Source organism: Mycobacterium sp. NS-7484, from assembly GCF_001953975.1.
In the GTDB taxonomy this organism is placed as follows: Bacteria; Actinomycetota; Actinomycetes; order Mycobacteriales; family Mycobacteriaceae; genus Mycobacterium.
Window position 1 is genome coordinate 18,794 of sequence record NZ_MBEJ01000131.1, and the last position, 24,694, is coordinate 43,487.

A 24,694-nucleotide genomic window follows, 5' to 3' on the forward strand; every position below is an offset into this window, starting at 1 on the left:
TAACGTTGCGTACTGCCGGTCACGTCGTCTTCTGAGTCAGGCCGGCATCGACGACGAGTTGCGTGCCGGTGATGTAACGGGCGTATTCGGAGGCCAGGAACACCGCGGCGTTGGCTACGTCAACGGGTTCCACCCACGGCACCGGCAGCAGGTTGCGGGCGGTGAGAACCTCGACGGCGTCGGCTTCGGTGGGGTTGTCCAGGTCGGGGCGCAGCCGTTTGTAGGTGTCGGGATTGCGCACCATCGGTGTGGCCACCGCGCCGGGGTGCACGGTGTTGACCCGGATACCTCGTGGTCCCAGTTCATTGGCGAGCGTGCGAGCCAGCCCCACGACGGCGTGCTTGCTGGCGGTGTAGTGCGCGGCGCCCGCCGTGCCACGTAAACCGTTGGTGGAGCTGATGATCACGATGGAGCCGCCGTCGGGACCGAGGTGCGAAACTCCCGCCTTGACGGTGTGCCAGACGCCGGTCAGGTTGACATCGAGCGTGCGTTGCCAGTCCTCGGCGCTGATGGTCCAGGCCGGCCCGCCCGGGGTGTGGATGCCGGCGTTGGCGACGATGACATCGAGCCGGCCCAGCGCCCTCACGCCGGCATCGACCCCGGACGTCATGGCGGCGAGGTCGCTGACATCGCCCAGTCCGATGACACAGCGCCTGCCGCGCTGCTGCACCCGATCCGCGGTCTCACGTAGGTCGTCGGCGACGTCGGGGCGGTCGAGCGCGATCACATCGGCCCCGGCGTCGGCGAAGCGTTCGCAATGCACGCGCCCGGTGCCCCGCGCGGCGCCGGTCACCACGACGACCTTGTCCAGCAGTCCCGGCCCTACCGCGTCTTGCACAGATCAAATCCCTTGTATCCCGCTGCTGCCACCTCGTTGCAGATGTCGAGGTAGACACCGAAGCCGCCGATGAACAGCATGAACACCCGTGGTTTGCCGGGCACGTTGGCGCCCATGTACCAGGAGTTGGCCTTGGTGAACAGCGTCGCCTCGGCCCGCTGCGCGCACTCGGCAATCCAACCGTCCACCGCGTCGGCGGTCGGTTCGATTGCGGCGTAGCCGTTCTGGTCGAGGTAGGCGATGGCGTCGGCGATCCAGTTCACATGAGCTTCGGCATGCAGCACCATGTTCGCCAGTACCGCGGGCGCGCCGGGACCCGATACCAGGAACAGGTTAGGGAAGCCGTCGGTGCCTAGGCCCAGGTAGGTGCGCGGTCCGTCCGCCCAGTCGTCGACGAGCTTTTCCCCGCCGCGGCCCACGATGTCGACCTTGGCCAGCGTGCCGGTCATCGCATCGAAGCCGGTGGCCAGCACCAATGCGTCGATGGCGTAGTGGCCGTCGGTCGTGTTGATCCCCGATTCGTCGATCGACTCGATCGGGGTCTTGCGGACGCTCACCAAGGTGACGTTGGGCCGGTTGAACGTCTGAAAGTAGTTGGTGTCGGTGCAGATCCGTTTGGTGCCGATCGGATGGTCGTTGGGGATCAGCAGTTCGGCAACTTGCGGGTCTTCGATGATCGTGCGGATCTTGTCTTCGTAGAACTTGCGGGCCTCTTCGTTGGCTTCCAGGGAGACCATCTGATCGGTGAAGGTCTTGGAGAACAGCACTCCGCCTAATTGCCAACGCTTTTCGAAGGCCTCTTGGCGCTCTTCGGCGGTGGCCTCCATGGTCAGCTTCGGGTGCGCCACGTGCGGGGAACCGCCGCCGCTGCGCCACGACATCCGGCGCCGCTCGGGGTAGTTGGCCTTGATGTCGGCAACCTCGTCGGCGGTCAGCGGCCGGTTGCCGGCCGGCACGCTGTAGTTCGGCGTCCGCTGGAACACGTAAAGCCGTTCGGCCTGCTCGGCGATGATCGGAATCGACTGGATACCAGAGGATCCGGTGCCGATCACCGCGACCCGCTTACCGGTGAAGTCGACGCCCTCATGCGGCCAGTGCGCGGTGTGGTACACCTCGCCACCGAAGCTGTCGAGTCCCGGAAAATCGGGAGTCATGGCCGCCGACAACGGACCGGTGGCCATCACCACGAACCGCGCGTCGACCGTCTCACCGGTATCGGTGGTGACCGTCCAGCGCAACGCCTTCTCGTCAAGTACGGCAGCGGCCACCCTGGTGTCGAAGGTGATGTCGCGGCGCAGATCGAGCCGGTCGGCCACCCAGTTGATGTACTTCAAGATTTCGGCCTGCGTGGCGTACTTCTCGGTCCACGTCCACTCTTGTTGAAGCTCGTCGGAAAACGAGTAGCAGTAGTCCACACTCTCAACATCGCACCGGGCACCGGGGTAGCGGTTGTAGTACCAGGTGCCACCCACATCCGGTGCCGCTTCGAATACCCGCACCGACAGTCCCTGCGACCGGAACTTGTGCAACGCGTACAGGCCGCCGAACCCGGCGCCCACCACCACGACATCCACGACACTCGTCGATCCAGTGCTCACCCTGCGTACGCTAGGCGGCCGGCATGACGTCAGCCGCCACGGTTCCCGGTCACCGGACGACGAGCCCCGGTGTCCCGGCCACTGGAAGTGGCAGGTTGGCGACCGTCGTTCCTCCACCACAATGTCGGCCCATGATCGATGCGAGCATCCCGACGAGCCGGGGCGTGCTGGTGACGGTGGCCGATGTGATCGAGGAGAGCCCCGATGCCCGTTCGTTGGTATTCGCCATCCCTGACTCCGAGCGCGAGCGGTTCGCCTATCGGCCCGGGCAGTTCTTGACGTTGCGGGTGCCCAGCGATACCACCGGATCGGTGGCGCGGTGCTATTCGCTGGCCAGCTCACCGCACACCGACCCCGCCCCCAAGGTCACGGTGAAGCGCACCGTCGACGGCTACGGCTCGAATTGGTTGTGCGACAACATCACTGTGGGCGACACCATCGAGGTGCTGCCGCCGTCCGGCGTCTTCACCCCCACCACACTCGACACCGATTTCCTGTTGTGGGCGGCAGGCAGCGGCATCACGCCGGTGATGTCGATTCTGAAATCGGTGTTGGCGACCGGCACCGGACGCGTCGTGCTGTGTTACGCCAACCGAGACGAACGCTCGGTGATCTTCGCCGCCGAACTCCGTGAGCTCGCCACCCGCTACGCCGGCCGGTTGACCGTGCTGCACTGGCTGGAGTCGGTCCAGGGCCTGCCCACCCGCGCTCAGCTGAGCGGGTTTGCCCACACAGTGTTCACCGGCTCCGGCTTCGAGTCGTTCGTCTGCGGCCCCGGCCCGTTCATGACGATGGTGAAGGAGACACTCACCGAGGCCGGGGTGCCAAGGGAGCGAATCCATCTCGAAGTGTTCCAGTCACTGGCGGGGGATCCGTTCGTCGTCGTCGACGACGCAGCCGCCGTTGCCGACGACGGCGACGCCGCGGACCTGCAGGTCGACCTGGACGGCAGCATCCATCAGCTCCGGTGGCCGCGGAACGCGACCCTGGTCGACGCGCTGGTCGCCGCCGGTGTCGACGTGCCGTACTCCTGCAAGGAGGGTCAGTGTGGGTCGTGTGCGGCGACGGTGCTGCGCGGCCAGGTGGACATGGCCACCTGCGACATTCTCGCGCCAGACGATCTCGCCGATGGGGTGATCCTCGGTTGCCAGGCCAGGCCGGTCTCCGACGACCTCCACATCGAATTCTGAGCTGCTTCCACTGACCGGGATTCGCCGCCACGACGAGGTTCGACGCGGTACACCATCAATGCCAGCCCTCGACGATAGGACCAAATGATGACTGAGCGGGTACTCGACCGGGTGCACGAGATCGCCGACCAACTGCGCAACCAGGGCCCCGAGGCCGAGAAGATCGGCAAGCTCACCGACGAAACCGTCAAGCTGATGAAGTCGGCCGGCAACATCCGTCTGTTGCAACCGAAGTCCCACGGTGGCTTGGAGGTTCATCCCCGCGAGTTCGCCGAGACCGTGATGGCCACCGCCGCGCTCGATCCGTCGGCCGGCTGGATCAACGGCGTGGTCGGCGTGCACCCCTACCAGCTGGCCTATGCCGATCCGAAGGTGGCCGCCGAGATCTGGGCCGATGACGTCGACACCTGGGTCGCCTCGCCGTACGCGCCGCAGGGCGTGGCCAAGCCCGTCGACGGGGGTTACCTCTTCAACGGCCGCTGGCAGTTCAGCTCGGGTACCGACCACTGCGACTGGATCTTTTTGGGCGCGATGCTCGGTGACGCGGACGGCAAGCCGTTGATGCCGCCGCAGATGCTGCACATGATCCTGCCGCGCCAGGATTACGAGATCGTGCAAGATTCGTGGGACGTCGTGGGGCTGCGTGGAACCGGCTCCAAGGACGTCATCGTCAAGGATGCCTTCGTGCCGTCCTACCGCACGATGGACGCGATGAAGGTGATGGACGGCACGGCTCAGCGCGAGGCCGGGATGACCGAGACGCTGTATCTGATGCCGTGGTCGACGATGTTCCCGCTCGGCATCAGCTCGGCCACCATCGGCATCGCCGAGGGCGCGCTCGCGGCCGCCCTCGACTACCAGCGGGAGCGGGTGAACTCCAGCGGCGTGGCGATCAAGGACGACCCCTACGTGATGTACGCGATCGGCGAGGCCGCCGCCGACATCAACGCCGCCCGCCAGGAGTTACTGGCCAACGCCGACCGCATCTACGACATCGTCGACTCGGGTAAAGAGGTGAGCTTCGAAGACCGGGCCGCCGGACGACGCACCCAGGTTCGGGCCGTGTGGCGCGCGGTGTCGGCGGTCGACGAGATCTTCGCCCGCTGCGGCGGCAACGCCGCCCGGATGGACAAACCGCTGCAACGGTATTGGCGTGACGTGCATGTCGGCCAGGCGCACGCCATCCACGTGCCCGGGACGGTGTATCACGCTTCGGCCCTGAGTTCGTTGGGCGTGGATCCACAGGGCCCGCTGCGGGCGATGATCTGAGAGGAAGGACATGGGATTGATCAAGAGCCTCGGCTACGTCACCGTCGCGGCCTCCGACATCGAGCGCTGGCGCCATTTCGCGTTCAACGTCCTCGGGTTCGCCACCGGTACCGGCCCCGACGAGTCCGCGCTGTATCTGCGGATGGATGAGCGTGCCGCCCGGATCATCGTCGTGCCCGGTGAGGTCGACAAGATCGTGACCGTCGGCTGGGAGGTGCGTGACCATGCCGATCTGGAGCAGGTGAAGGCCGCGCTCGATGCGGCCGGTGTGCCGTTCAAGCAGCTGTCACTTGAGGAGACCGACGCCCGACGGGTCGAGGAGGCGATCGCCTTCCAGGATCCGGCCGGTACCGCGCTGGAGGTGTTCCACGGCCCGGTGCTCGACCACTCCCCCGTCGTCACCCCGTTCGGCGCGAAGTTCGTCACCGGCGATCAGGGACTCGGGCACGTGGTGTTGCCCGCGCTCGACGTCAACGGTTTGTTCGAGTTCTACACCGAGGTACTGGGTTTCAAATCCCGTGGCGCATTCCGGGTTCCGGTGCCGCCGGAGTTCGGACCGATCCGCGTTCGATTCATGGGCGTCAACGAGCGCCACCACAGCCTGGCCATCTGTCCGGCACAGACCCTGCGCGATCCAGGGCTGATTCACCTCATGGTCGAGGTCGACACGCTGGACGCCGTCGGGCAGGCCCTGGACCGGGTGAACGCCGAGGGCTTCCAACTGTCCTCGACGCTGGGCCGGCACACCAACGACAAGATGGTGTCGTTCTATGTGCGAGCGCCGGGCGACTGGGACATCGAGTTCGGCACCGAGGGCATGCGCGTCGACGAAACCTATTACACCGCTGAAGAAATCACCGCTGACAGTTACTGGGGTCATCAGTGGGTCAGCGATCTACCGAAGGCTATGCAACCGTGACGATGTTTGATCCGACCCCCATCGCCGCCGCCGAGGTGGCGAAGTGGGACCACGAGGCCGACGTGGTCATCGCCGGTTACGGCGTCGCCGGCGCGGCTGCGGCCGTGGAGGCGACCCGCGCCGGGGCCGACGTCCTGGTCCTGGAGCGCACCGGCTCCTGGGGCGGGGCCGCCTCGATGGCCGGCGGATTCATCTACCTCGGCGGCGGCACCCCCATCCAGAAAGCCTGTGGCTTCGAGGATTCGGTCGACAACATGGCCGCGTTCCTCAACGCCGCCATGGGTCCCGGCGCCGATGCCAACCGTATCGCCGATTACTGTGAGGGCAGCATCGCGCACTTCGACTGGCTCGTGGGCTGCGGGGTGCCGTTCAAAGCCGAGTTCTTCGGCGAACCCGGCTGGGAGCCGATGGGCGACCAGGGGTTGATGTACTCCGGTGGCGAGAACTCCTACCCGTTCAACACCATTGCGACGCCGGCCCCGCGCGGGCATGTGCCGCAGATGTCGAACAAGAAGCAGGGCGAGGCCAGCGCCGGTTTCATGTTGATGAAGCCGCTGGTCGATACCGCGAATGCGGCTGGCGCGCGGTCCCTGTACGACGTGCGGGTGCAGCGGCTCGTCGTCGACTCCGACGGCCGGGTGGTCGGGGTGGTGGCGCGACAGTACGGCAGCGAGATCGCCGTGCGGGCCCGCCGCGGCGTGGTGTTGGCGATGGGAAGTTTCGCCTACAACGACGCCATGGTCGCCCAGTATGCCCCGCGTATCGCCGGGCGTCCGGCCGCTTCGATCGAGCAGCACGACGGGCAAGCCATCCGGATGGCGCAGGCACTCGGCGCCGATCTGGCCCATATGGATGCCACCGAGGTGGCCCTGTTCATCGATCCGCAGCAGCTGGTGCGCGGCATTCTGGTGAACGAGCGCGGTCAACGCTACGTCGCAGAGGACACCTATCCCGGCCGGGCCGGCCAGTTGACGCTGTATCACCAGAACAACACCGCCTACCTGATCATCGACGGCGATGCGCAGGAGGAGGCGATGGCCTCGCTGTCGCCGCAGTTGATGATGCGACCGCCGACGTGGGTGGCCGACACCGTCGCCGAACTGGAGGCCGAGATCGGTCTCCCACCGAACTCGTTGCAGGCCACCGTCGATGCCTACAACGACGGTGCGGCCCGGGGCGAAGATCCGCTGCTGCACAAGAAGGCGCAGTGGCTCAAGCCGATCAAGTCTCCGGTGGGCGCCATCGACCTGCGCGAGAGCACCGGCGGCTTCACCCTCGGCGGCCTGACCACCACGCTCGATGCCGAGGTGCTTCATGTGAGCGGCGAGCCGATCCCGGGTCTCTTCGCGGCCGGGCGCTGCACTGCCGGCCTGGCGGCCTGGGGTTATGCCAGCGGAGTTTCCCTGGGCGACGGAAGTTTCTACGGTCGCCGGGCGGGACGGTCCGCAGCCAAGGCCTGACTCCAGGTATGACAAAGTCGCGAGACTCTCCAGGGAGTCTCGCGACTTTGTTGATATTCGGCATGCGGGCGTAGCCGATCCACCGAGCCGCCTACCGGGCACAACGCGGGCGGATTATTGAGTTAAGCTAACAATCTGCGGCAGTTGGCTAGGGTTTCCCAATTCGACCGCGAATGTCGCGGTACGTCGTCGACGCGACGCAGCTATAGAAACGGTGGCCGAATGAGCTCGATCAAAACAGTAGTTTCCAAAGACGGTGCAACGATCAGCTGCCACACCGCAGGACAAGGGCCACCCCTCCTGCTCGTTCACGGTGGGGGCGGCGATCATTCGCGGTGGACGCATATTGTCGGCCAACTCACTGAGCGCTTCACCACCTACGCGATGGATCGCCGGGGACGCGGTACCAGCAGCGACGGCACCGGCACGTATGACATCGAAACCGAATTCGACGACATCGCGGCGGTCATCAATGCAATCGGCGGCTCTGTCGACGTCCTCGCCCACTCATTCGGCGCGTTGTGCTCGTTGGAGGCAGCCCTGAGGACAGCGCGCATTCACCGCCTCGCACTGTATGAACCACCGCTGCCCGTCGGTATCGACTTCTATCCGGCGGGCTTCGTCGAACTCCTCAGCAATAGGCTCGCCGCTGGCGATCGAGACGGACTGGTAGCTGCGATGTTCACCCAAACCGGAACGCGACCAGAAGATTTGGCCACAATGCGAGATCTTCCGGTCTGGCGCCGGCGAGTGGCTGCGGCCCATACGATTCCGCGTGAGATGCAGGCGATATCCGGGATATACCAACCGGACTTCGGCAGCTTCTCGCGCATTACCGTACCGGTGCTGCTGCTCGTCGGTAGTGACAGTCCGCAGCCACTGACGACGGCCACTGAACGCCTGTATGAAACACTGCCCGACGCTAGGAAGGTCATCTTGAACGGCCATGCGCACTTCGCGATGGACACAGCTCCAGATGTATTCCTGCGCGAGGTGCTCGCCTTCTTCGAATGACCCTCGCGGGCGCGAAGATCCCAGTGGTGCGATTCCCGGGCCCGCTCAGGGGTCGCAAATGTGACGCAACTTCTTTGATTCTGCTCACGTCGCCACCACCTTTGGGCCAGCAGAAATGACCAGCGACAGCGTGTGGCAGAGGCTATCCTTCGGCGAGATCGGCTGGAGCGAAATAGCTTCGCACCGAGGCGATCTTGCCTTCGGCGTCGAATGTCATCGTGTCGATCGGTTGCAGGCGCATCGGGGTGTCGCCGATCTTGAAGGTGATGGTGAACGAGAACGCTGCCTCGTTCCCGACCACACGGAGCAGGACCAGCTCGGTCTGGCGCTCCAATTCCTGCAAGGTGGAGAAGAATTCGCGGATCTCATTCCGGCCGGCGCGGACATCACTGCCAACGGGATCCTCCACGGTCGCGTCTTCGGCGAACACCTCCAGGAGATCATCGGTGCTACCGGTCGCGAGCAGCGAAACGCAACGGCGAATCACTTCGGCAATCTGGTGATCCTTGGTCGACGGCATCATTCCCCCCTCATTGTGATGACGACCTTGTCGGCCGCTCCAGGCGTGGCCACAGTTTGCAATGCCTCCTGGAGGTCGTCGAAATCGAAGGTGTGGCTGATGATCTCCCGATACTTCTCCCAGTTGTCGACGATGGACTTCGTCACCTCGAAGATCTCGGTGGGATAGCCCATCGACCCGACGATGGTCAGCTCGTTGCTCATCACGTTCATGAAGTCGATGTTGATCGGCTCTTTGTGGACAGCGACGATGCCGAGCTTGGCTCCCCGCTGGGCAGCACCGAGGGCCGTACCGACGGCCGCCGGAACGCCTGCAGCGTCGAGGAACACATCCGTGCCCGCTTTGTTCGGCCACATCGAATCGCCAGGCCCGTGCAGCTCGATCAGTCGCGCGATGACGTCCTCGTCCTTGGAGTTGATCACCGCGTCCGCGCCGACTTTCAGTGCCTTCTCCAGACGCGACGGCAGGATATCGGCCACCACAACGTGTTTCACCCCGCGCGATTTCAGCGCGATCGTGATGCCCAGGCCGATGGGGCCGGCTCCGAGCACCAGCACCTGGTCGCTCGGGCGCGGCGCCACCTGGTTCACCGCGTGAAGGGCCACTGCCATCGGCTCGTTGAGGGCGGCGACCTCGTACGGGATGTGCTCGGGCACCACCTCTAAGCTCTGACCCCGGACCGCGTCCTTGATCAGCAGGTAGTCGGCCAGCGCACCGGTCGAGCCTCCGTTGCCGATGATGTCGTCGGCGATGGCCATCGGGTTGACCACCACCCGGTCACCGACCGCGATGTCGCGCACTTCGCCTCCGACCTGCACCACCTCGCCGGACGGCTCATGGCCGATCGGCATGTTGCAGTGCCGCGGGGGCAATCCGCCGATGGAGATGTAGAGCGTGTCGGAACCACAGATTCCGCACGCTCGGATCTTCACCAGAACGTCCTTGGGCCCCGCCGTGGGTGTGGGTATTTCGAGGATCTCGGTTTTCTCGGGCGCGGTGATGATGGCTGCTCTCATGTGAAATTCCTTCCGTCGATGTCGTCGAATCCTCAGAACACGCTGTAGCCACCGTCGACGACGAGCGCCGATCCGGTGGTGTACGAGGCATTTCCACTGCACAGAAACAGGATGGGACTCGCGATCTCCTCCGGCGTGGCAAATCTGCCGAGCGGAATATGGTCCAGCTGTTCCTGTTTGATCTCCGGCACGTAGTCCATGGGCGCGGTCATGCGGGTGGCCACGACTCCCGGAACGACGGCGTTGACGCGAATGCCGTCACCGGCCCACTTCACCGCCAGGTTTCGGGTGAGTGCGAGCACTCCGGCCTTCGCCGATCCATACCCTGGCACCACTGGTACCGACCGGATGGCCGCCATGGAGGCGGTCATGACCACGCTGGCCCCGCCCGGCGCGTTCGACGCTTTCAGTGCTCGGTACAACCGTTCGGTCAACCGGAACGGCGCCAACAGGTTGACGGCCACCGACTCGGTGAAACCCTCCGGGGTCGATTCGTCGAGCCCGCCCGGGAAGTTGGCCCCGGCGTTGTTGACCAGGATGTCCAACTCGGTGAATTCTTCGGCCAGCGCATCGATTCCGGCTGTGTCGGTCAGGGCCAACTGTCGATACGTCAGCCCCGACAGGTCGACGTCGTAGTCTTCCGGGCCGCCTCTCGTGCCGGTGATCGTGACCTGCGCGCCACTGTCTCTCAGCAGCGATGCGGTGGCATGACCGATTCCGCTCGTGCCACCCGTGACGAGGGCGGTGGTGCCGGAGAACTCGAACAGCACACGGTTTGTCATGACAGTTCCTTGATCTTTTCGCGCAGCCACGCTGCTTCCCAGAAATTGGTGCTGCCGGCCAGCAGATCTTCGTGAGCAGCAATCAACACCTGCCTGGCCTCGTTGTCGTCGGGTTCGGCCCGGTGCACCATCTCGGCCAGCCGGATGGCACGCACCGGTTCGCCGGCGTCGCGCAATGCGCGGGCCCGGGCGAGAAGCGCGGCGGCACCGGCGAGTTCGAGCAGATCGGCCTCGGTGGCGTCCGGGGCGTCGGCATAGAGTTCGGCCGTCGAGCGGTGGTGGAACCAGCCCGCGTAGTTCTCCCAGATCGCCCGCACATTCCAACGGACCATGCCGTAGCCTTGGCCGACCTCCAGCTCAGGCGGCAGCACGATGTCGCGCATCAGGGTGTACACATCCTTGCCCGCGTTCATGCCGGCGACTGTCTGGTCGTGGAGATAGAGCACCGCGTCACGCAGTCGCGTCAGTTCCCAGTCGATCCGCTCGCGGCCGGTGATGGGCCCGAAATGGCCGGTCAACAGGGTCTCAGCGCCCAGGGACCGGACCCGCTCGATGGTGTCGGCCACCGTCAGCGCGTCACGGTAGCGGTCACCGCGCATGGTCACCAGGTTCGGGATGTGGCCGAACAACGCACCGAATACATTGCCGCACAGGCAGATCCCGTCGTCGGGCAGCCAGATCACCAGACTGTCGGTCGTCTCGCCGCCTGGGGTGGCTAAGAACTCGAGGTGGCGACCGCCCACGGTGAGTTCCAGACTGTCCTCGACGACGAGCGTGGGGGTAGGTGCACTCTGCGGAGGCACCTGGCCGAACCGTTGTGCCGTGTACGTGGCCGCCGCGGTGACCGTCTCCAGGAACGCGAACGACGAGTTGGCGGCGCGAAAGGTGGCCAATAGCTCGTTGTCCCGCCGCCACTGCCCCCAGTTGGCCTGGGCAATGACGTCGGTACCTGGCTCGATGAAGCTGTCGACCCCGCCGACGTGGTCGTAATGTCCTTGGGTCAGCACGATGTAACGGGTCGGCGAGGTATCGACCTCGTCGTAGTTGGCCCGATGCACCGGCCCCTCGAAACCCATGCCGGTGTTCACCACGATCCGGCCGTCACCCGTGCTGATCAGGAACGAATTGGACAGCCCCGGCGACATCCAGATCCCGGGCCCGACCTGCTCGGCCTGCGCCCCGGCGCCGGCGATGCATTCTCCGCCCGGCCGGCTCAGGTAGAGCGGTTCGTAGGTCATGCTTCCTCCCTGACGTCGAAGCGATCGAAGTAGAAGCCGAACCGGGAGCGGACCTCATCCGGGGATCGCCCGAAATGGCGCTCGAGGTCATAGCGCAGGCGGCCGTGCTTGCCCCGCGGGTTGTCATCGAGGTAGCTGCGCAGTTGTGCTCGCGTCTCGGTTGGCAACTCGGTGCCGTTGCGCTGGTAGAGCTGTTCCAGCAGCGGCATCTCGTTGCCGTTGAGGTGGTGGAACCCGATGTCCAGACTCTGTTCGGGTGCCACCAATTCGCGGTCGCGTACGCACGCGCGCAGCAGTCGTTCCACCCGGTCGATCCAGTAGTCGACGAGGCCTTCGGGATCGATCTCGGTGCGTCGCATCCGGTCGCCGTAGGCCAGCATCGTGACCGCGGACTGGATCACCGCAACCGGATCGCGGTGCGTGAAGGCGACTGTCGCATCCGGGAACGTGCCCATCAGCGGCCCGAGTTGTTCACAGTGTTGCGGGGATTTCAGGACCCACTGCCGGGGCCCGCGCAGGAAGGTGAGCGCCTTCAGCACGGTCCGCAGGTAGCCGTAGTGCTCGTGTTGGTCCAGGGTGAAATAGAAGTCCCGCCATTGCGGCACGCGCGCATGCCATTCCAGTACGTAACTGGCGAAGTCGAGGTCGAGGATCTCGACTTCCTCCTCGATGGCCTGGGGATACCTGTCGTGCATGGCCTGGATGAGTGGGGTCATCACCATCGCCGCGTCATGCTCGGCCACCGAGCGGGCGAACCGCGGATCCACACCATTGACGTCGGGCCCCTCCCCACGTCGGGGGAACGGCTCCTGACTTTCCCAGTAGGGCAGCGCCCGCCGACGGCTGTCGGCGGCAATGAGATTGACCAGATGCGTTGTCCCCGAACGCGGTAGGCCGACCACGATGATCGGACGTTCGATCTCGATGTCGTGGATCTCGGGGTAACGACGCAACAGGTCCGTCAACAACAACCGCTGCGAGAGCAACCGCACGATCCGGTTCCGCAGGATCATCCGGTTGAGATTGGTATTGCCGGTGTCGGCGTCGATCGCCGCGGCGTAGGCCTGCAGGCGGGGACGGAAGCCCGGATCGCCGAAATCGTCCAGGCCGGTCTGGTGCACGGCGTCGTCGGCCATGGCGGTCGGGTCCAGCTCCACGGTCAGCGTCTTCAATTGATCGAGGACGTGACGCTGGTTGCTGTCCAGGACCGGTGCCGCGAGGTCGTTGATCATCAGATCGGGCTTTAGATCGGGCATGCCAATCCTCTTTCTTGAGAACACTATTGGCGATGTCGAATATTCGACATATGATCCGAATATATGAACGACAAGCTAGGTGAACCAGTCCAACCCGGTCAAGACCCGTCGCCACCGACCAGCCGAGTCGTCGCGGTGATCGAACTCCTCACCACCCGCAGCACCGCGGCGATGACGCTCGCCGAAATCAGCCGCGAACTGGGCATTACCCGATCCACCGGGCATGCGATCCTGCAGACGCTGGTCAACCATCGGTGGGTGGCGCGTGACCCGCTCACCGGGAGATTCACGATCGGTCCCGACTTCCCCGCCGCGACGCCCGGGCGTGGATCCACGCCGCGACCACTTCACGACGCCGTGCGCGTCCTGAGCCTGGGCATCCAGATGCCGGTGTGCATCTCCGAGATCCAGTCGGGTGCCATCGTCGTGATCGACTCAGCCGCACCCGGTTCCACACCTCCGCCCGTACCAGCCGGGATGCGCCTACCGTTTGCCGCGCCCTTCGGCCGGGAGTTCGTTGCCTGGGACACCCCAGAGACAAGCGAACGATGGCTGTCAGCTCCGGGGCCGGTCAGCGACACCTTCGTCGACCGGATCACCCATGTGCTCGGCGAGATTCGTCGTCGCGGATTCGGAGTCGAACGACTCAGCGCGCCGTTGATCCGAGTGTTCGACGCACTGATCGCCCTCGATGACGGAAAGACCCCGGACCCGGTGTCCACGAGACTGGCCGGCGCCGTCGCCGATCTGACCCTCGTCGACGTCCTGCCCGACGAGTTCGCGGACACCGACGGCACCATCCCGGTGGCCACCGTCTCGGCGCCGATCCGCGACCTCGACGGCAATGTCGTCATGTCGGTATCGGCTCAGCCCTACCGCGAACTCAACCACGCGGAGATCGCTGACCTGGGCAAACAAATGACTGCGTTCGGCGACAACGCGACGGGCCTGATCGCCCACAAATCGGCGACAACGTGACAGCCGACACATACTTGTGGTAGTCATATGACTATTAGTCATATGCCCAGTCAGGGCGGCCCCTGGAGGAACCATGACCGCGATGATCGAACAATCCCCAGTCACGGGTAAGAAGGCGACGCTCGAGACACCCAGCGCTGTCATCGACCGGGTTTCCCTGGTCCTCGATGCCTTCGACGGCACGGCCCGGCTGACGCTGGCCGACATCGTGCGCCGCACCGGGCTGCCCCGGTCGTCGGCGCACCGCATCCTCGAACGCCTGGTCCAGCTGCGATGGCTGCGCCGCGATGGCCGCGACTACGAGCTGGGCATGCGCCTGGTCGAGCTCGGGTCGCTGGCGCTACATCAGGACCGCATCCACCGAGCAGCGATTCCCTTGCTGCGTGATCTGCACCGGGCCACCGGGCTGGTAGTCCATCTGGCGGTCCTCGACGGATCCGATGTGGTGTACCTGGAGAAGATCGGTGGCCAGATGGTCGCCGCCATCCCGACCCGCGTCGGCGGCCGGCAGCCCGCGCACTGTACGGCGGTCGGCAAGGCCATGCTGGCCGACAACCCGATGACCGAGGTCAACCTCGCGACCCGCAGGACTCGGTTCTCGATCAGCACGGAACGTCAGCTGGAAGCCGAACTGGCCAAGGTCCGGGCCCACGGGGTGGCCTTCGAGCGTGAAGAGTCGTTGGCCGGATTCGGTTGTGTTGCAGCGCCGATCGGGCCGGCCGGGGCAGCCGTGGCGGCGGTATCGGTGTGCGGCCCGATGAGCCGGATGACCTTCGATCAGCGACTGACCGCACCGGTACGTATGACGGCCATGGGCATCTGGCGCAACGCCGAAGACGGGCCGCAACGAGTCGCGCCGACGTTGCAGCCGCTGCGGCCACTCCGCGTCGGCAGCCACGTCGGGCCGCGAAACTCTGCCGCCCTGCTTCCGGCATGACACTGGATCCCCAGATCGCGCGGATCATCGAAACCCTCGATTCGGGTTTCCCCCCGGTCCACACGATGACGGGTGCCGAGGCGCGGGCCGCGATCCGCTCCCGCTTCGTTCCCAATCCTCAACCTGAGCCGGTTGCCTCTGTGACCGACCATCAGGTGCCGGTCGACAACGGTCGCATCGACGTCCGGGTGTACCGGCCCGACACGTCCGAGCCGCCACCCATTCTGGTCTACGCTCACGGCGGCGGGTTCGTGTTCTGCGATCTCGACAGCCACGACGGCCTGTGCCGCAGCGTGGCCAATCTGACTCCGGCCGTGGTGGTTTCGGTCGATTATCGACTGGCTCCCGAGCACCGTTGGCCGACCGCGGCGGAGGATTTCTACGCGGCGGTGTGCTGGGCCGTCGACCACGCCGCCGAGTTCGGTGCTAATCCGGCGCGGGTGGCCGTAGGTGGCGACAGCGCCGGCGGGAATCTCGCCGCGGTGACGACACTGATGGCCCGCGACCGCCGTGGCCCGGACCTGGCGGCGCAGCTTCTGCTGTACCCGGTGATCGCCCCGGATTTCGACACCGACTCCTACCGGTTGTTCGGCCGCGGCTTCTACAACCCTCGCCCGGCGCTGCAGTGGTATTGGGATCAGTACGTGCCCGCTGTCGCCGATCGGCACCACCCGTACGCCTCCCCGCTACACGGTGAGCTCGGCGGATTACCGCCGGCCGTCGTGGTTCTCGCCGGACATGACCCGTTGCGCGACGAAGGAATCGCCTATGCCGACGCCCTGCAGAAGGCGGGTGTGCCAGTGACGAGGTGCGCCTACGAGGGCGGCATCCACGGCTTCATGACGATGCCGATGCTCGACATCGCGCATGTGGCCCGCCGCGAGGCGAGCCGAGCCCTAAGTGACCTGCTCGGTCGCTAGCACGGCGCCATAGCGTTGGCCGGGATCCAGCACGCAGTGCGTGCGACCGAACACCGTCACCATGCACTTGTTGTTGTGGTTGCAGCGACTGCGTGACGCCGGTTCAGCGATCATCGTGTTGACGCGGTCGGGTTCCCGCAGTAACGCGCGGCCCATGGCGAGGAAATCGAATCCTTCGGCCAGCCCGGTCTCCAGGTGTTCGCGGTTCGTGATCCCGCCCAGCAGAATGAGTTTGGTGTTCCGCATGATCGGCACGAACTGGCGGGCCGCCTCCAGCATGTAAAGATCGCGGTACGGGTAGACACCCATCGCCTGCTTGCCGACCAGCCGGACCGCGGGCCGCAGCGCCGGCGGCATCACCGTGGCGAACTCCTTGACCGGCACATCGCCCCGGAACAGATACATGGGCTTGTACACCGAGGATCCCTGGGTGAGTTCGAGCGCATCCAGCGTGGCGTCGGCATCGAGTAGTTGAGCGGTCCGCAGCGCCTCGTCGATCCAGATGCTGCCCGGAAGGCCGTCGTCCATATCCAGTTTGGCGATCACCGCGATCCGGTTCCCCACCACCTCGCGGACCCGGGCGGCGATCTCTCGAACGAACCGCGAGCGATTGTCGATATCGCCGCCATACTCGTCCTTACGGCGGTTGATCAGCGGGCTCAGGAACGAACTGGGTAGGTAGAGATGTCCGAAATGCAGCTCCACGGCGTCGAATCCGGCGTCGATCGCCACCTGCGCGGCGTCCGCGAACTGTCCGATCACCATGTCGATCTCGCTGCGGGTGATCTCGCGGCAGTAGGCGAACGAGGTCGGATTGATGAACCGACTCGGCGCGACGGCGGTGACGCCGGTCAGCTTCTTCTGTGCCACCACACCGGCATGCCCCAGCTGCGCCGAGATGGCCGCTCCGGCCTGATGCACTTCATCGGTGAGCCGGCGCAGGCCCGGCAACACCTTGCGGTCCATGACGATCTGGCCCGGTGCGCTGGCGCCCTCCGGGGACACACAGCAGTACGCCACGGTGGTCATCCCGACGCCGCCCTCGGCGAAGCGGCGATGGAAGTCGATGAGGTCGTCGGTGACCAGTCCGTCGGGTGACCGGCCTTCCGAGGTGGCGGCCTTGATCACTCGGTTGCGCAGCGTGACTGGCCCCAACTGGGCCGGGCTGAACGGATCGGTCATCCGCCCACCATGGCGCGGTCGCCCCCAGCGGTCAACGGCAGTTTCCCGATGGTCGGGAGTGCGACGCCGCCCGGCCGCTGGTGCGCCATAGCCTCGCGGCATGGGTGAGGTATTCGTCATCGACCGCGTCGTCACCAAGCCAGGTTGCGCACAGAAATTCATCGACGCCTACCTCACCGGCTACGCCCCTGGCGCGCGCGAGCGCGGCATGACATTGCGGGACGTCCTTGTCAGCCCGCCCATCTGGTTCGACGACCGTTCCAACGTGGTCACCATCACCTGGTCGCTGCCCAGCCCGCAGGCGTGGTGGGAGATGACCTGGCAAGGCCGACCCGATCCGAGTGTGGCCCAGTGGTGGGACAGGGTCACCGATCTGGTCGCCGAACGTGATCGCAGCGTCGCCTTCCGCCCCGATGACGTCGCCGCTGCCGCGGCCGCTCAGCCCGAGGCGCCACCCAGCTCGACCACGTTCGGAGTCACCCGGTTGCTCGACGTCGTCGAGTCCGAACGCGACCGTGTGCTCTCCGCTTTGCGCGACGCCGCCGACCGCAGCGGGGCATTGACCTCACTGGTGCAACCGACGCTGCCCGGCTCACGCAACGGTGGCGACATCCTCGTCCACCTGCGGTTCCGCAGCCAAGAAGACTGGGACACCAGTGCTTTCAATGACGCGCTCGCCGACCCGGCGATCACCCGCATCAATGGCGTCACCTACCAGGGTTCTCCGGTGCGCCGCGGTACGGGCAGCGTGTACCGGGCGTTGCTGCTGCGCGTGCCGGACGACGTGGAGGCTGCCACGGTCGCGGCGTTCGAGAGTGAACTGGCCATGATGCCGCGCTACGTGTCCACGATCGCGGCCTGGCAATTGAGCCGAGTCGACACAGCAATCGGAACAAGCGGCTGGACGCACGTGTTCGAGCAGGAATTCACCGACGTCGACGGCCTCATGGGCCCCTACCTCATGCACCCGATCCACTGGTCGGTCGTCGATCGCTGGTTTGACCCGGAGACCGCCGACGTGATCATTCGAGATCGGGTGTGCCACAGCTTTTGTGCGACAACCGCACCCGTTCTCGCTTGAGCCTGCAGGGTGGGCGTCATCGACGGCGCTAGTCTGATCGACATGGGTTACCGCCTGAGTTTCGAGCGGGCTTGTGCGGCACCGGCTCAGGACGTCTATGACCTCCTCATCGACGTCGAAAGGTGGCCGGACTGGCTGACCGCGGCCCGCACAACTTCGTGGGAGGAGCCGGGAAACCCCAGCACCCGGCAGGGCGCGATCCGGCAAATAGTGGTCAGCGGATTGACCATGCGAGAGCAGATTCTCGTGGCAGACCGGCCGCACCACCAGGCCTACGCCATCCTCTCCGGAATCCCGGTCACCAACCACCGGGCGGATGTCCACATCCATGACAGCGCGGCCGGGTCGTGCATCGTCTGGCAGGCGACTTTCGAGGCCAAGGTTCCCTTCACCGGACCGCTGATCTGGCTGTTGTTGCGCGCCAGCATGCCGAAGATGGTGTCCGCCTTGGCGCAAGGAGCCGAACAGCTATCCGGCTGACCGACTCCTGAACACCGGCGCGTCGCGTGGAGCCGGCAGGTGCCGAGCTGCCCGACTATGAGCGACAACTCAGCGACAATCGCCCCAAAGGTACTCATGGGAACCAGTTGTCACACCGTCGTTCAATACTCGCGCCACTTAAGTCACGAAATGCCCCACGTGCCACGCGTTTTCGCTTGCCCAGCCATCAGCGACAGAGTCGCTCGTATGCGAACACTGGACGGATGAGGCGCGTGAGATCACAGGTGTACGAGTGGCGAATCCGAAGAGCAACCATGTGTCTGATGAGGTTCAGGTTGCCGCTGTGGCGATTGTCGCTGAGTTGTCGCTATTAGGCGGGCACATCGGACACCCGGCCGAAATCTGTGACTCACGCGAAAGCGCGCCCGACCTAGAGCCCCGCGGACAGGATGTTCGGATTCGCCGCCGCCGGCGGCTCCAGGGGCGGCAGCACCGATGCACCATCGAGGGAATGCACTGCCAACCGCTGCGACCACGGATAGTGCAAGCTGAACGCCACCAGGCCGGTCCGCTCCGCGGCAGGATGGTGGCACATCGCCAGCACCGTCTCAGCAAGATACTCGACAGGTTCGGTCGGAAACGTATCCGGGATCAACGATGCCGCGCCCGGCGTGCGGACCGCGGTGGAGGGGCCGACGCAGTTGACCGCGATGTTCGCGTCGAGCAGCTCGGCGGCCACGCCCTGGGTGAACCGGTGCAGTGCGGCCTTGCACGACGCATAGATCACGTCCCCTGCGGTCTTGTTGTAGTCCCGGTAGGGCCGCACCGGCGCCACCCCGGTAACTGATCCGATGTTGACGATCCAGCCCCCACCCTGCGACCGCATATGTGGCACAGCCGCTTTCGTCAACGCGAACGGGGTCTTGAGATAATGCTCGACGGTGCGATCGAAGGTCTCTACCGACATGTCCTCGACGACCGAGTAGTCCGCATAGCCCGCGTTGTTGACCAGGATGTCGACCCGGCCGGTGCGCTCCACCACGCCGTCGATCAGCCTGTCGCGGGCGGCGCTGTCTTCCAGATCGGCAGCCAACCCGAAGGCCGAACCACCGGCTTCTTCGATGAGCGCGATGGTCTCCTCGATCGTGCCGGGGATCGCCTCGGTGACGCCGGCCCGCGTAGACGGGGTCGGGGCAAATGCGCGGGCGGTCACCGCCACCGTTGCACCCTCGGACGCCAGCCGCTGCGCGATCGCCCGGCCGATTCCGCGGCTACTTCCGGTCACCAATGCCGTTCTACCGGCGAGGATCTTACTCATCGGAGAACGAAATCCTCTTCGATCGGGGCGCGGTGTTGCTGCCACAGATCCACCAATCGGTACGGTGTGGCCACCACGACCCGGCCGGACCCGGACCGGTAGTAAGTGTGGGCATTGGGTGTGTGGCACCAGACCGTGCCTTGCATCGCTTCGTCGATCCCGGCAACGTAGTCGTCGTAGGCGCGCTGGGTGACCTCCATCGTCGACGCCCCACGCAAAGCCATCAACTGCAGGCACTCGAAGATGTAGTGCGCCAGCACTTCCATCGAGAAGTTCGCGCCGGCACCATGTCCGGGACTGTAGTTCGGGGCCGAGGTGATGAACAGGTTCGGGAAGCCGGGCACGGTACCGCCCCGGTAGGCGCGCGGGCTGTCACCCCACTCCTCGACGAGGGTCTTGCCGTCACGGCCCCGGATGTCCACCGTGGACAGGAAATCCAGGTGGTAGCCGGTGGCGTAGATGATCACATCGAGATCGATCTGACGACCGTCAACCGTGACGATGCCACGCTCGTTGATCTCCGCGGGTTCACTGGCTTCCACGTCGACGTGGTCGCGGGTCAGCGCAGCGTAGTAACCGCCGGGATCGCGAATGATGCGCTTGCCGTACGGGGCGAAGTCCGGGGTCACCTTCTTCGCCAATTCAGTTCCGGCGCCGAACATCCGATCGATGTACTCGAGGCACATCTGCAGCAGCACATCGTTGGTGGGCGAGATCGACAGGTGCGTCTCAGACCACTCGGGGTCTCGCAGGATGATCGGGTAGTTGTTGTCCGCCGTGCCCCAGTACGACTTGAGCCGGTGCCACATCGCATAGAACGGCAGCACCCGGCCCAGGTAGCGCCGGTGCTCGGGCACCTCGTCGGAGAGCCGTTTGCGCGGGGCGACCCAGTGCGGTTGGCGCTGGAACACCGTCAGGTGCTCGACTTCGTCGACACACGCGTCGACGATCTGCACCGCCGTGCAGCCGGCACCGATGATCGCCACCTTCTTACCGGTCAGGTCCAACGACGAGTCCCATTGGGCCGAGTGAATGCTGGTGCCGGCGAACGTGTCCCGACCCTTGATGTCCGGGAAACGCGGACGGTTCAAGTAGCCCGCGGCCGTCACGACGACAGTGGCATGGTCGATGCTCTTGGTGCCATCGGCGGAGCGGGAGTGGATCTCCCATTGTCCCCGCTCCTCATCCCACCACAGGGCCTCGACTTCGGTGCCGAAGCGGATGTGGCGGCGCAGATCGTGTTTGTCGGCCAACGAGACCAGATAGGCCTGGTACTCCGCGCCCTGCGGGTAGTAGTTCGACCAGTCCGGGTTCACCTCACGCGACAGCGAGTAGTACGCCGACGGGGTGTCCACCCCGATGCCGGGATAGGTGGTGGTCAGCCAGGTACCGCCCACCTCGTCGTTGCGATCGAAGATCTCGAACTGCACTCCCTCCTCGGCCGCCGCCAGCGCCACCGCGATACCGGCGATGCCCGCGCCGATGATCGCCACCGTGGTGGAAGAGGGAATCGGCGTGGTGCGCGGCAGCGTGGGCTGAGACGGCCGGAAACCGCCTTGCTCGAGCAGCAGATCCACGTGTTCGTCGTCGACGGCACTGCCCAGGGCGACCGGCAGCAGCCTGGTGAAGAAGTCGCGGTCGTCGACCCGCGCTGCGTCGGCCGGCCGTGGACGACCGAGCGCGGCGATGATCTCCTCGGCCAGCGCCTCCGCGGTGGCCGCGTCCGTGGTTCCGGCCCGCTCCGGTGGGTCCGGAACATACTCGATCTTGACGGCGTACCGATCGATGATCGACGCATCGCCGGTCATCTGCGCCAACACTGCGACCAGCACACCGGGATCGGCCTGCATCAGGTGGCCGCGCAGAACGTCGGGGTCTGGATCGCGATCTGCAAGCGACGAAGATTCAGTGGTAGCCGTCATGGGATCGAGTATCGAAGGATCCACCCCTGACCGCCCCCACCCTGTCTACTGAGCGGGAGACGAACCACCGCACCGGCGGCTCCCATGCCTACCCTGCGGCACATGCACTCGGACGACCTCGCCGCCGTCATCGCCCAAGCGCGCAGCCATAGCCTCGCCGACATCCCCCGCCGCTCGGCGCGCAGGCAGCCCGACAAGACGGCCATCATCGACGGCGACGTCGTCCTCAGTTTCGCCGAGTTCGATCACCTGGTGGACCAGGCGGCAGCAGCCCTGCACGACAACGGTTTGTCACCCGGCGACCGGGTGGCATTGTTGGCACGCAATTGCTGGCAGTACGCGGTGCTGGCGTTCGCCACGGCACGCGCAGGCGTGGTGCTGGTCCCGATCAACTTCATGCTCACCGCAGAAGAGATTTCGTACATCCTCGGCCACAGCCAGGCCGCCGGTTTCATCGTCGAGAGTTGTCTGGTCGAGGTCGCCGAGCAAGCGATGACGCATGGCTCGGCAGTGCGCCAGAAAATCGCGCTGACATTCCCGGGGCAGTCGAGCCCCAGCGGCTGGCTCGATTTCGCCGACCTGCTGACCACCACGGCCGCCGTCCCGGACATCCACCTCGATGACGATCAATTGCTGCGGGTGATGTACACGAGCGGAACCGAATCCCGACCCAAGGGCGTGATGCACAGCAGCCGCAGTTTGATGTGGCAGTACATCAGCACGATCGTGGCCGGTTCCATGTCCGGCGACGACGTCGAAATCCACTCCCTGCCGCTGTATCACTGTGCACAGCTGGACAACTTCCTGGCCACTGACATCTACCTGGGCGCCACCAGCATCATCGTGCCCCGGCCAGATCCGGAGCTGGTACTGCGCACGATCGAACGCTTCGGTGTCACCAATTACTTTGCGCCACCGACGGTGTGGATCAGCCTGCTGCGCAGTCCGGTGTTCGACGAGGTGGATCTGTCCAGCCTGCGCAAGGGCTACTACGGCGCCTCGGCGATGCCCACCGAGATCCTGCACGAGATGCGCCGACGGCTGCCCAATCTGCGACTCTGGAACTTCTACGGGCAGACCGAGATGGCGCCGCTCGCGTCCGCCCTGGGACCGGATGAGCAGGACGCCCACGCCGGGGCGGCAGGCCGGCCCGTGGTCAACGTCGAAACCGTGATCCTCGACGAGCACGATGTACCGGTCGAGTCCGGAACGGTCGGCGAAATCGTGCATCGGAGCCCGCATCTGATGCTGGGTTACCTCGACGACGAGGACAAGACCGCCCAGGCCTTCACCGGTGGCTGGTTTCACTCCGGCGATCTCGGGTTCTACGACGAGCACGGCTTACTGCATGTAGTCGACCGCAAGAAGGACATGATCAAGACCGGCGGGGAGAACGTCGCCAGCCGCGAGGTCGAAGAGGTTCTCTACCGGCACAACGGTATCGAGGAAGCCGCGGTGTTCGGGGTGGCACACCCGGTGTGGGTAGAGGCTGTCGTCGCCGCAGTGGTGGTTCGCACCGGAGCCGGTTTGACCGAAGACGACGTGCTGCGGCACTGCCGCGAGCACCTCGCCGGGTTCAAAACGCCGAAACAGATCTTCTTCGTCGACTCCCTGCCCAAGAACCCCAGCGGCAAACTGCTCAAACGCGATCTGCGAGAGCGGTTCAGCCTCGAATCCACCAGCAACTGAAGGGATTTTCGTGCATACAGGTCGCATCGCGCGCTTCGACGAGCCCGGCAAGCCGTTCCAGATCGAAACGGTCACGCTGCCCGAGGTCGGTCCCGGAGAAATACTGGTCCGGGTCTTGCGGGCGAACATCTGCGGCTCGGACATCCACGCTTGGCACGGCACTTTCGCCACCCGCGGGTTGGGCGGGCAGCTGCCGACGGTGTTGGGCCATGAGATGGTCGGTGCGATCGAGGTCCTGGGTGACGGGGTGAGCACCGACTCCAACGGCACACCGTTGACCGCAGGCACCCGCGTGGTGTTCCCGTACTTCTACTGCTGCCACAAATGCCGCAATTGCCTGGCCGGGCGGCGCAACGCCTGCCTGAACCTGAAGATGGCGATGTTGGGCCGGGCCGACGAGCCGCCGTATTTCGTCGGCGGCTATGCCGACTACTACCTGCTGCCGGCCGGTGCCGTCGTCTACACCGTTCCCGACACGCTGAGCGACGATATCGCCGCCGGCGCGAATTGTGCGCTGTCCCAGGTGATGTATGGGCTGGAGCGGGTCGACCTGCAACTCGGTGAGCACGTGGTGGTCCAAGGGGCTGGGGCGTTGGGTTTGTACGCCGTGGCGGTCGCCAAGGCGCGCGGCGCGGCCAACGTGATCGCGATCGACGGGGTACCCGAACGCCTCGAGCTGGCGACTGAGTTCGGTGCCGATGCGGTGATCGATCTGAATGAGGTTGCCACGCCCAGGGACCGGGCCAAGGCAGTACGCACGTTGACCGACGGCCAGGGCGCGGACGTGGTGGTCGAGGTGGTCGGGCACCCGTCGGCCATCGACGAGGGCCTGCAGATGCTCGCCCAGTTTGGCCGCTACGTCGAGATCGGCAACATCAACATCGGCAAGACGTTCGAGTTCGACCCGTCTCGGTTCGTCTTCACCAACAAGACCATGGTCGGGGTCTCGCTCTATGACCCGGCGGTGCTGTCCCGGGCGTTGGCCTTCCTTGACCGTCATCAGCACCATCTGCCGTTCGAGCGCCTCGCGGCGGCGTCCTACCCACTCGACGACATCAACGACGCGTTCGCCGCAGCCGACGGCAAGCGCGACATCCGCGCCAGCCTGATTCCCTGACCCCCAAAA

Annotated in this window: 22 protein-coding genes; 12 read left to right on the plus strand and 10 right to left on the minus strand. The window is 65.4% G+C overall.

The annotated features are described in order from the left end of the window. Nucleotides 1-19: 19 nt before the first annotated feature. Nucleotides 20-838 (minus strand): mycofactocin-coupled SDR family oxidoreductase, encoded by an 819-nt coding sequence (locus tag A5733_RS24775; RefSeq protein ID WP_076242009.1) that lies wholly within the window; start codon nt 836-838, stop codon nt 20-22. Next, complete coding sequence (locus tag A5733_RS24780) at nt 823-2,436, minus strand: NAD(P)/FAD-dependent oxidoreductase (protein ID WP_076242010.1); 1,614 nt, start codon at nt 2,434-2,436, stop codon at nt 823-825. Before A5733_RS24780 ends, A5733_RS24775 begins: the two co-directional genes overlap by 16 nt. A gap of 131 nt (nt 2,437-2,567) precedes the next feature. Here A5733_RS24780 and A5733_RS24785 point away from each other — a divergent pair, with 131 nt between their 5' ends. The 5 genes from A5733_RS24785 to A5733_RS24805 all read left to right on the plus strand — a co-directional run bounded on the left by A5733_RS24785 (nt 2,568) and on the right by A5733_RS24805 (nt 8,288). Further along, entirely contained in the window at nt 2,568-3,626 is a 1,059-nt protein-coding gene (locus A5733_RS24785) for a ferredoxin--NADP reductase (RefSeq protein ID WP_076242011.1), read from the plus strand. 87 nt (nt 3,627-3,713) lie between these two features. Then, nucleotides 3,714-4,895 (plus strand): acyl-CoA dehydrogenase family protein, encoded by a 1,182-nt coding sequence (locus A5733_RS24790; protein ID WP_076242050.1) that lies wholly within the window; start codon nt 3,714-3,716, stop codon nt 4,893-4,895. Nucleotides 4,896-4,905: 10 nt separating this feature from the next. Beyond that, nucleotides 4,906-5,814, plus strand: coding sequence for a biphenyl-2,3-diol 1,2-dioxygenase (gene bphC / locus A5733_RS24795; protein ID WP_076242012.1), 909 nt, complete (start codon nt 4,906-4,908; stop codon nt 5,812-5,814). Nucleotides 5,815-5,816: 2 nt separating this feature from the next. Next, nucleotides 5,817-7,274 carry an FAD-dependent oxidoreductase gene (locus A5733_RS24800; protein ID WP_142254204.1) on the plus strand — a complete coding sequence of 486 codons (1,458 nt, stop codon included), beginning with the start codon at nt 5,817-5,819 and terminating at the stop codon, nt 7,272-7,274. A 222-nt stretch (nt 7,275-7,496) separates the two neighbouring features. Beyond that, the gene (locus tag A5733_RS24805; RefSeq protein ID WP_076242014.1) at nt 7,497-8,288 is read left to right on the plus strand and encodes an alpha/beta fold hydrolase; all 792 of its coding nucleotides are present in this window, start codon (nt 7,497-7,499) and stop codon (nt 8,286-8,288) included. A 142-nt stretch (nt 8,289-8,430) separates the two neighbouring features. Here the strand turns inward: A5733_RS24805 and A5733_RS24810 are convergent, their stop codons facing one another. From A5733_RS24810 to A5733_RS24830, 5 genes are read right to left on the minus strand one after another with little or no spacing between them, the layout of a single operon-like run. Continuing rightward, nucleotides 8,431-8,811 carry a nuclear transport factor 2 family protein gene (locus tag A5733_RS24810; protein WP_083666437.1) on the minus strand — a complete coding sequence of 127 codons (381 nt, stop codon included), beginning with the start codon at nt 8,809-8,811 and terminating at the stop codon, nt 8,431-8,433. Next, nucleotides 8,808-9,824 (minus strand): zinc-binding dehydrogenase, encoded by a 1,017-nt coding sequence (locus tag A5733_RS24815; RefSeq protein ID WP_076242015.1) that lies wholly within the window; start codon nt 9,822-9,824, stop codon nt 8,808-8,810. Before A5733_RS24815 ends, A5733_RS24810 begins: the two co-directional genes overlap by 4 nt. A gap of 32 nt (nt 9,825-9,856) precedes the next feature. After that, complete coding sequence (locus tag A5733_RS24820) at nt 9,857-10,606, minus strand: SDR family NAD(P)-dependent oxidoreductase (RefSeq protein WP_076242016.1); 750 nt, start codon at nt 10,604-10,606, stop codon at nt 9,857-9,859. Further along, nucleotides 10,603-11,844, minus strand: coding sequence for an alkyl sulfatase dimerization domain-containing protein (locus tag A5733_RS24825; RefSeq protein WP_076242017.1), 1,242 nt, complete (start codon nt 11,842-11,844; stop codon nt 10,603-10,605). The genes A5733_RS24820 and A5733_RS24825 overlap by 4 nt, the downstream gene beginning before the upstream one ends. Next, on the minus strand, nt 11,841-13,100 hold the full coding sequence (locus A5733_RS24830) for a sulfotransferase (protein ID WP_076242018.1): 1,260 nt from the start codon (nt 13,098-13,100) through the stop codon (nt 11,841-11,843). The genes A5733_RS24825 and A5733_RS24830 overlap by 4 nt, the downstream gene beginning before the upstream one ends. Nucleotides 13,101-13,163: 63 nt before the next feature. Between A5733_RS24830 and A5733_RS24835 the strand changes: the two genes are divergently transcribed. The 3 genes from A5733_RS24835 (at nt 13,164) to A5733_RS24845 (ending at nt 15,935) form a co-directional block, all read left to right on the plus strand. After that, nucleotides 13,164-14,078, plus strand: a complete 915-nt coding sequence (locus A5733_RS24835) for a helix-turn-helix domain-containing protein (protein ID WP_083666439.1) — start codon at nt 13,164-13,166, stop codon at nt 14,076-14,078. Nucleotides 14,079-14,151: 73 nt separating this feature from the next. Beyond that, the gene (locus A5733_RS24840; protein ID WP_076242019.1) at nt 14,152-15,015 is read left to right on the plus strand and encodes an IclR family transcriptional regulator; all 864 of its coding nucleotides are present in this window, start codon (nt 14,152-14,154) and stop codon (nt 15,013-15,015) included. Continuing rightward, nucleotides 15,012-15,935 carry an alpha/beta hydrolase gene (locus A5733_RS24845; protein WP_076242020.1) on the plus strand — a complete coding sequence of 308 codons (924 nt, stop codon included), beginning with the start codon at nt 15,012-15,014 and terminating at the stop codon, nt 15,933-15,935. The genes A5733_RS24840 and A5733_RS24845 overlap by 4 nt, the downstream gene beginning before the upstream one ends. Here A5733_RS24845 and A5733_RS24850 read toward each other — a convergent pair. Next, nucleotides 15,912-17,117 (minus strand): NADH:flavin oxidoreductase, encoded by a 1,206-nt coding sequence (locus A5733_RS24850; protein ID WP_076242021.1) that lies wholly within the window; start codon nt 17,115-17,117, stop codon nt 15,912-15,914. The two genes, A5733_RS24845 and A5733_RS24850, sit on opposite strands and share 24 nt — an antisense overlap. Before the next feature lie 484 nt (nt 17,118-17,601). Between A5733_RS24850 and A5733_RS28260 the strand changes: the two genes are divergently transcribed. Both A5733_RS28260 and A5733_RS24860 read left to right on the plus strand, forming a co-directional pair. Then, nucleotides 17,602-18,198: a Dabb family protein gene (locus tag A5733_RS28260; protein WP_076242053.1), complete on the plus strand. Its 597-nt coding sequence runs from the start codon at nt 17,602-17,604 to the stop codon at nt 18,196-18,198. A 42-nt stretch (nt 18,199-18,240) separates the two neighbouring features. After that, complete coding sequence (locus A5733_RS24860) at nt 18,241-18,678, plus strand: SRPBCC family protein (RefSeq protein WP_067769536.1); 438 nt, start codon at nt 18,241-18,243, stop codon at nt 18,676-18,678. 391 nt (nt 18,679-19,069) lie between these two features. On the opposite strand, the gene A5733_RS24865 is transcribed toward A5733_RS24860, so the two are convergent. Together A5733_RS24865 and A5733_RS24870 are read right to left on the minus strand one after the other, a co-directional pair. Continuing rightward, a complete protein-coding gene (locus A5733_RS24865) occupies nt 19,070-19,957 on the minus strand; it encodes an SDR family NAD(P)-dependent oxidoreductase (RefSeq protein WP_076242023.1) in 888 nt (295 codons plus the stop codon). Then, entirely contained in the window at nt 19,954-21,879 is a 1,926-nt protein-coding gene (locus tag A5733_RS24870; RefSeq protein WP_076242024.1) for an NAD(P)/FAD-dependent oxidoreductase, read from the minus strand. Before A5733_RS24870 ends, A5733_RS24865 begins: the two co-directional genes overlap by 4 nt. A gap of 102 nt (nt 21,880-21,981) precedes the next feature. On the opposite strand from A5733_RS24870, the gene A5733_RS24875 reads away from it, so the two are divergent. Both A5733_RS24875 and A5733_RS24880 read left to right on the plus strand, forming a co-directional pair. Further along, nucleotides 21,982-23,568 carry an acyl-CoA synthetase gene (locus A5733_RS24875; protein ID WP_076242025.1) on the plus strand — a complete coding sequence of 529 codons (1,587 nt, stop codon included), beginning with the start codon at nt 21,982-21,984 and terminating at the stop codon, nt 23,566-23,568. 10 nt (nt 23,569-23,578) lie between these two features. Then, a complete protein-coding gene (locus A5733_RS24880; protein ID WP_076242026.1) occupies nt 23,579-24,685 on the plus strand; it encodes a zinc-binding dehydrogenase in 1,107 nt (368 codons plus the stop codon). Nucleotides 24,686-24,694 lie beyond the last annotated feature (9 nt).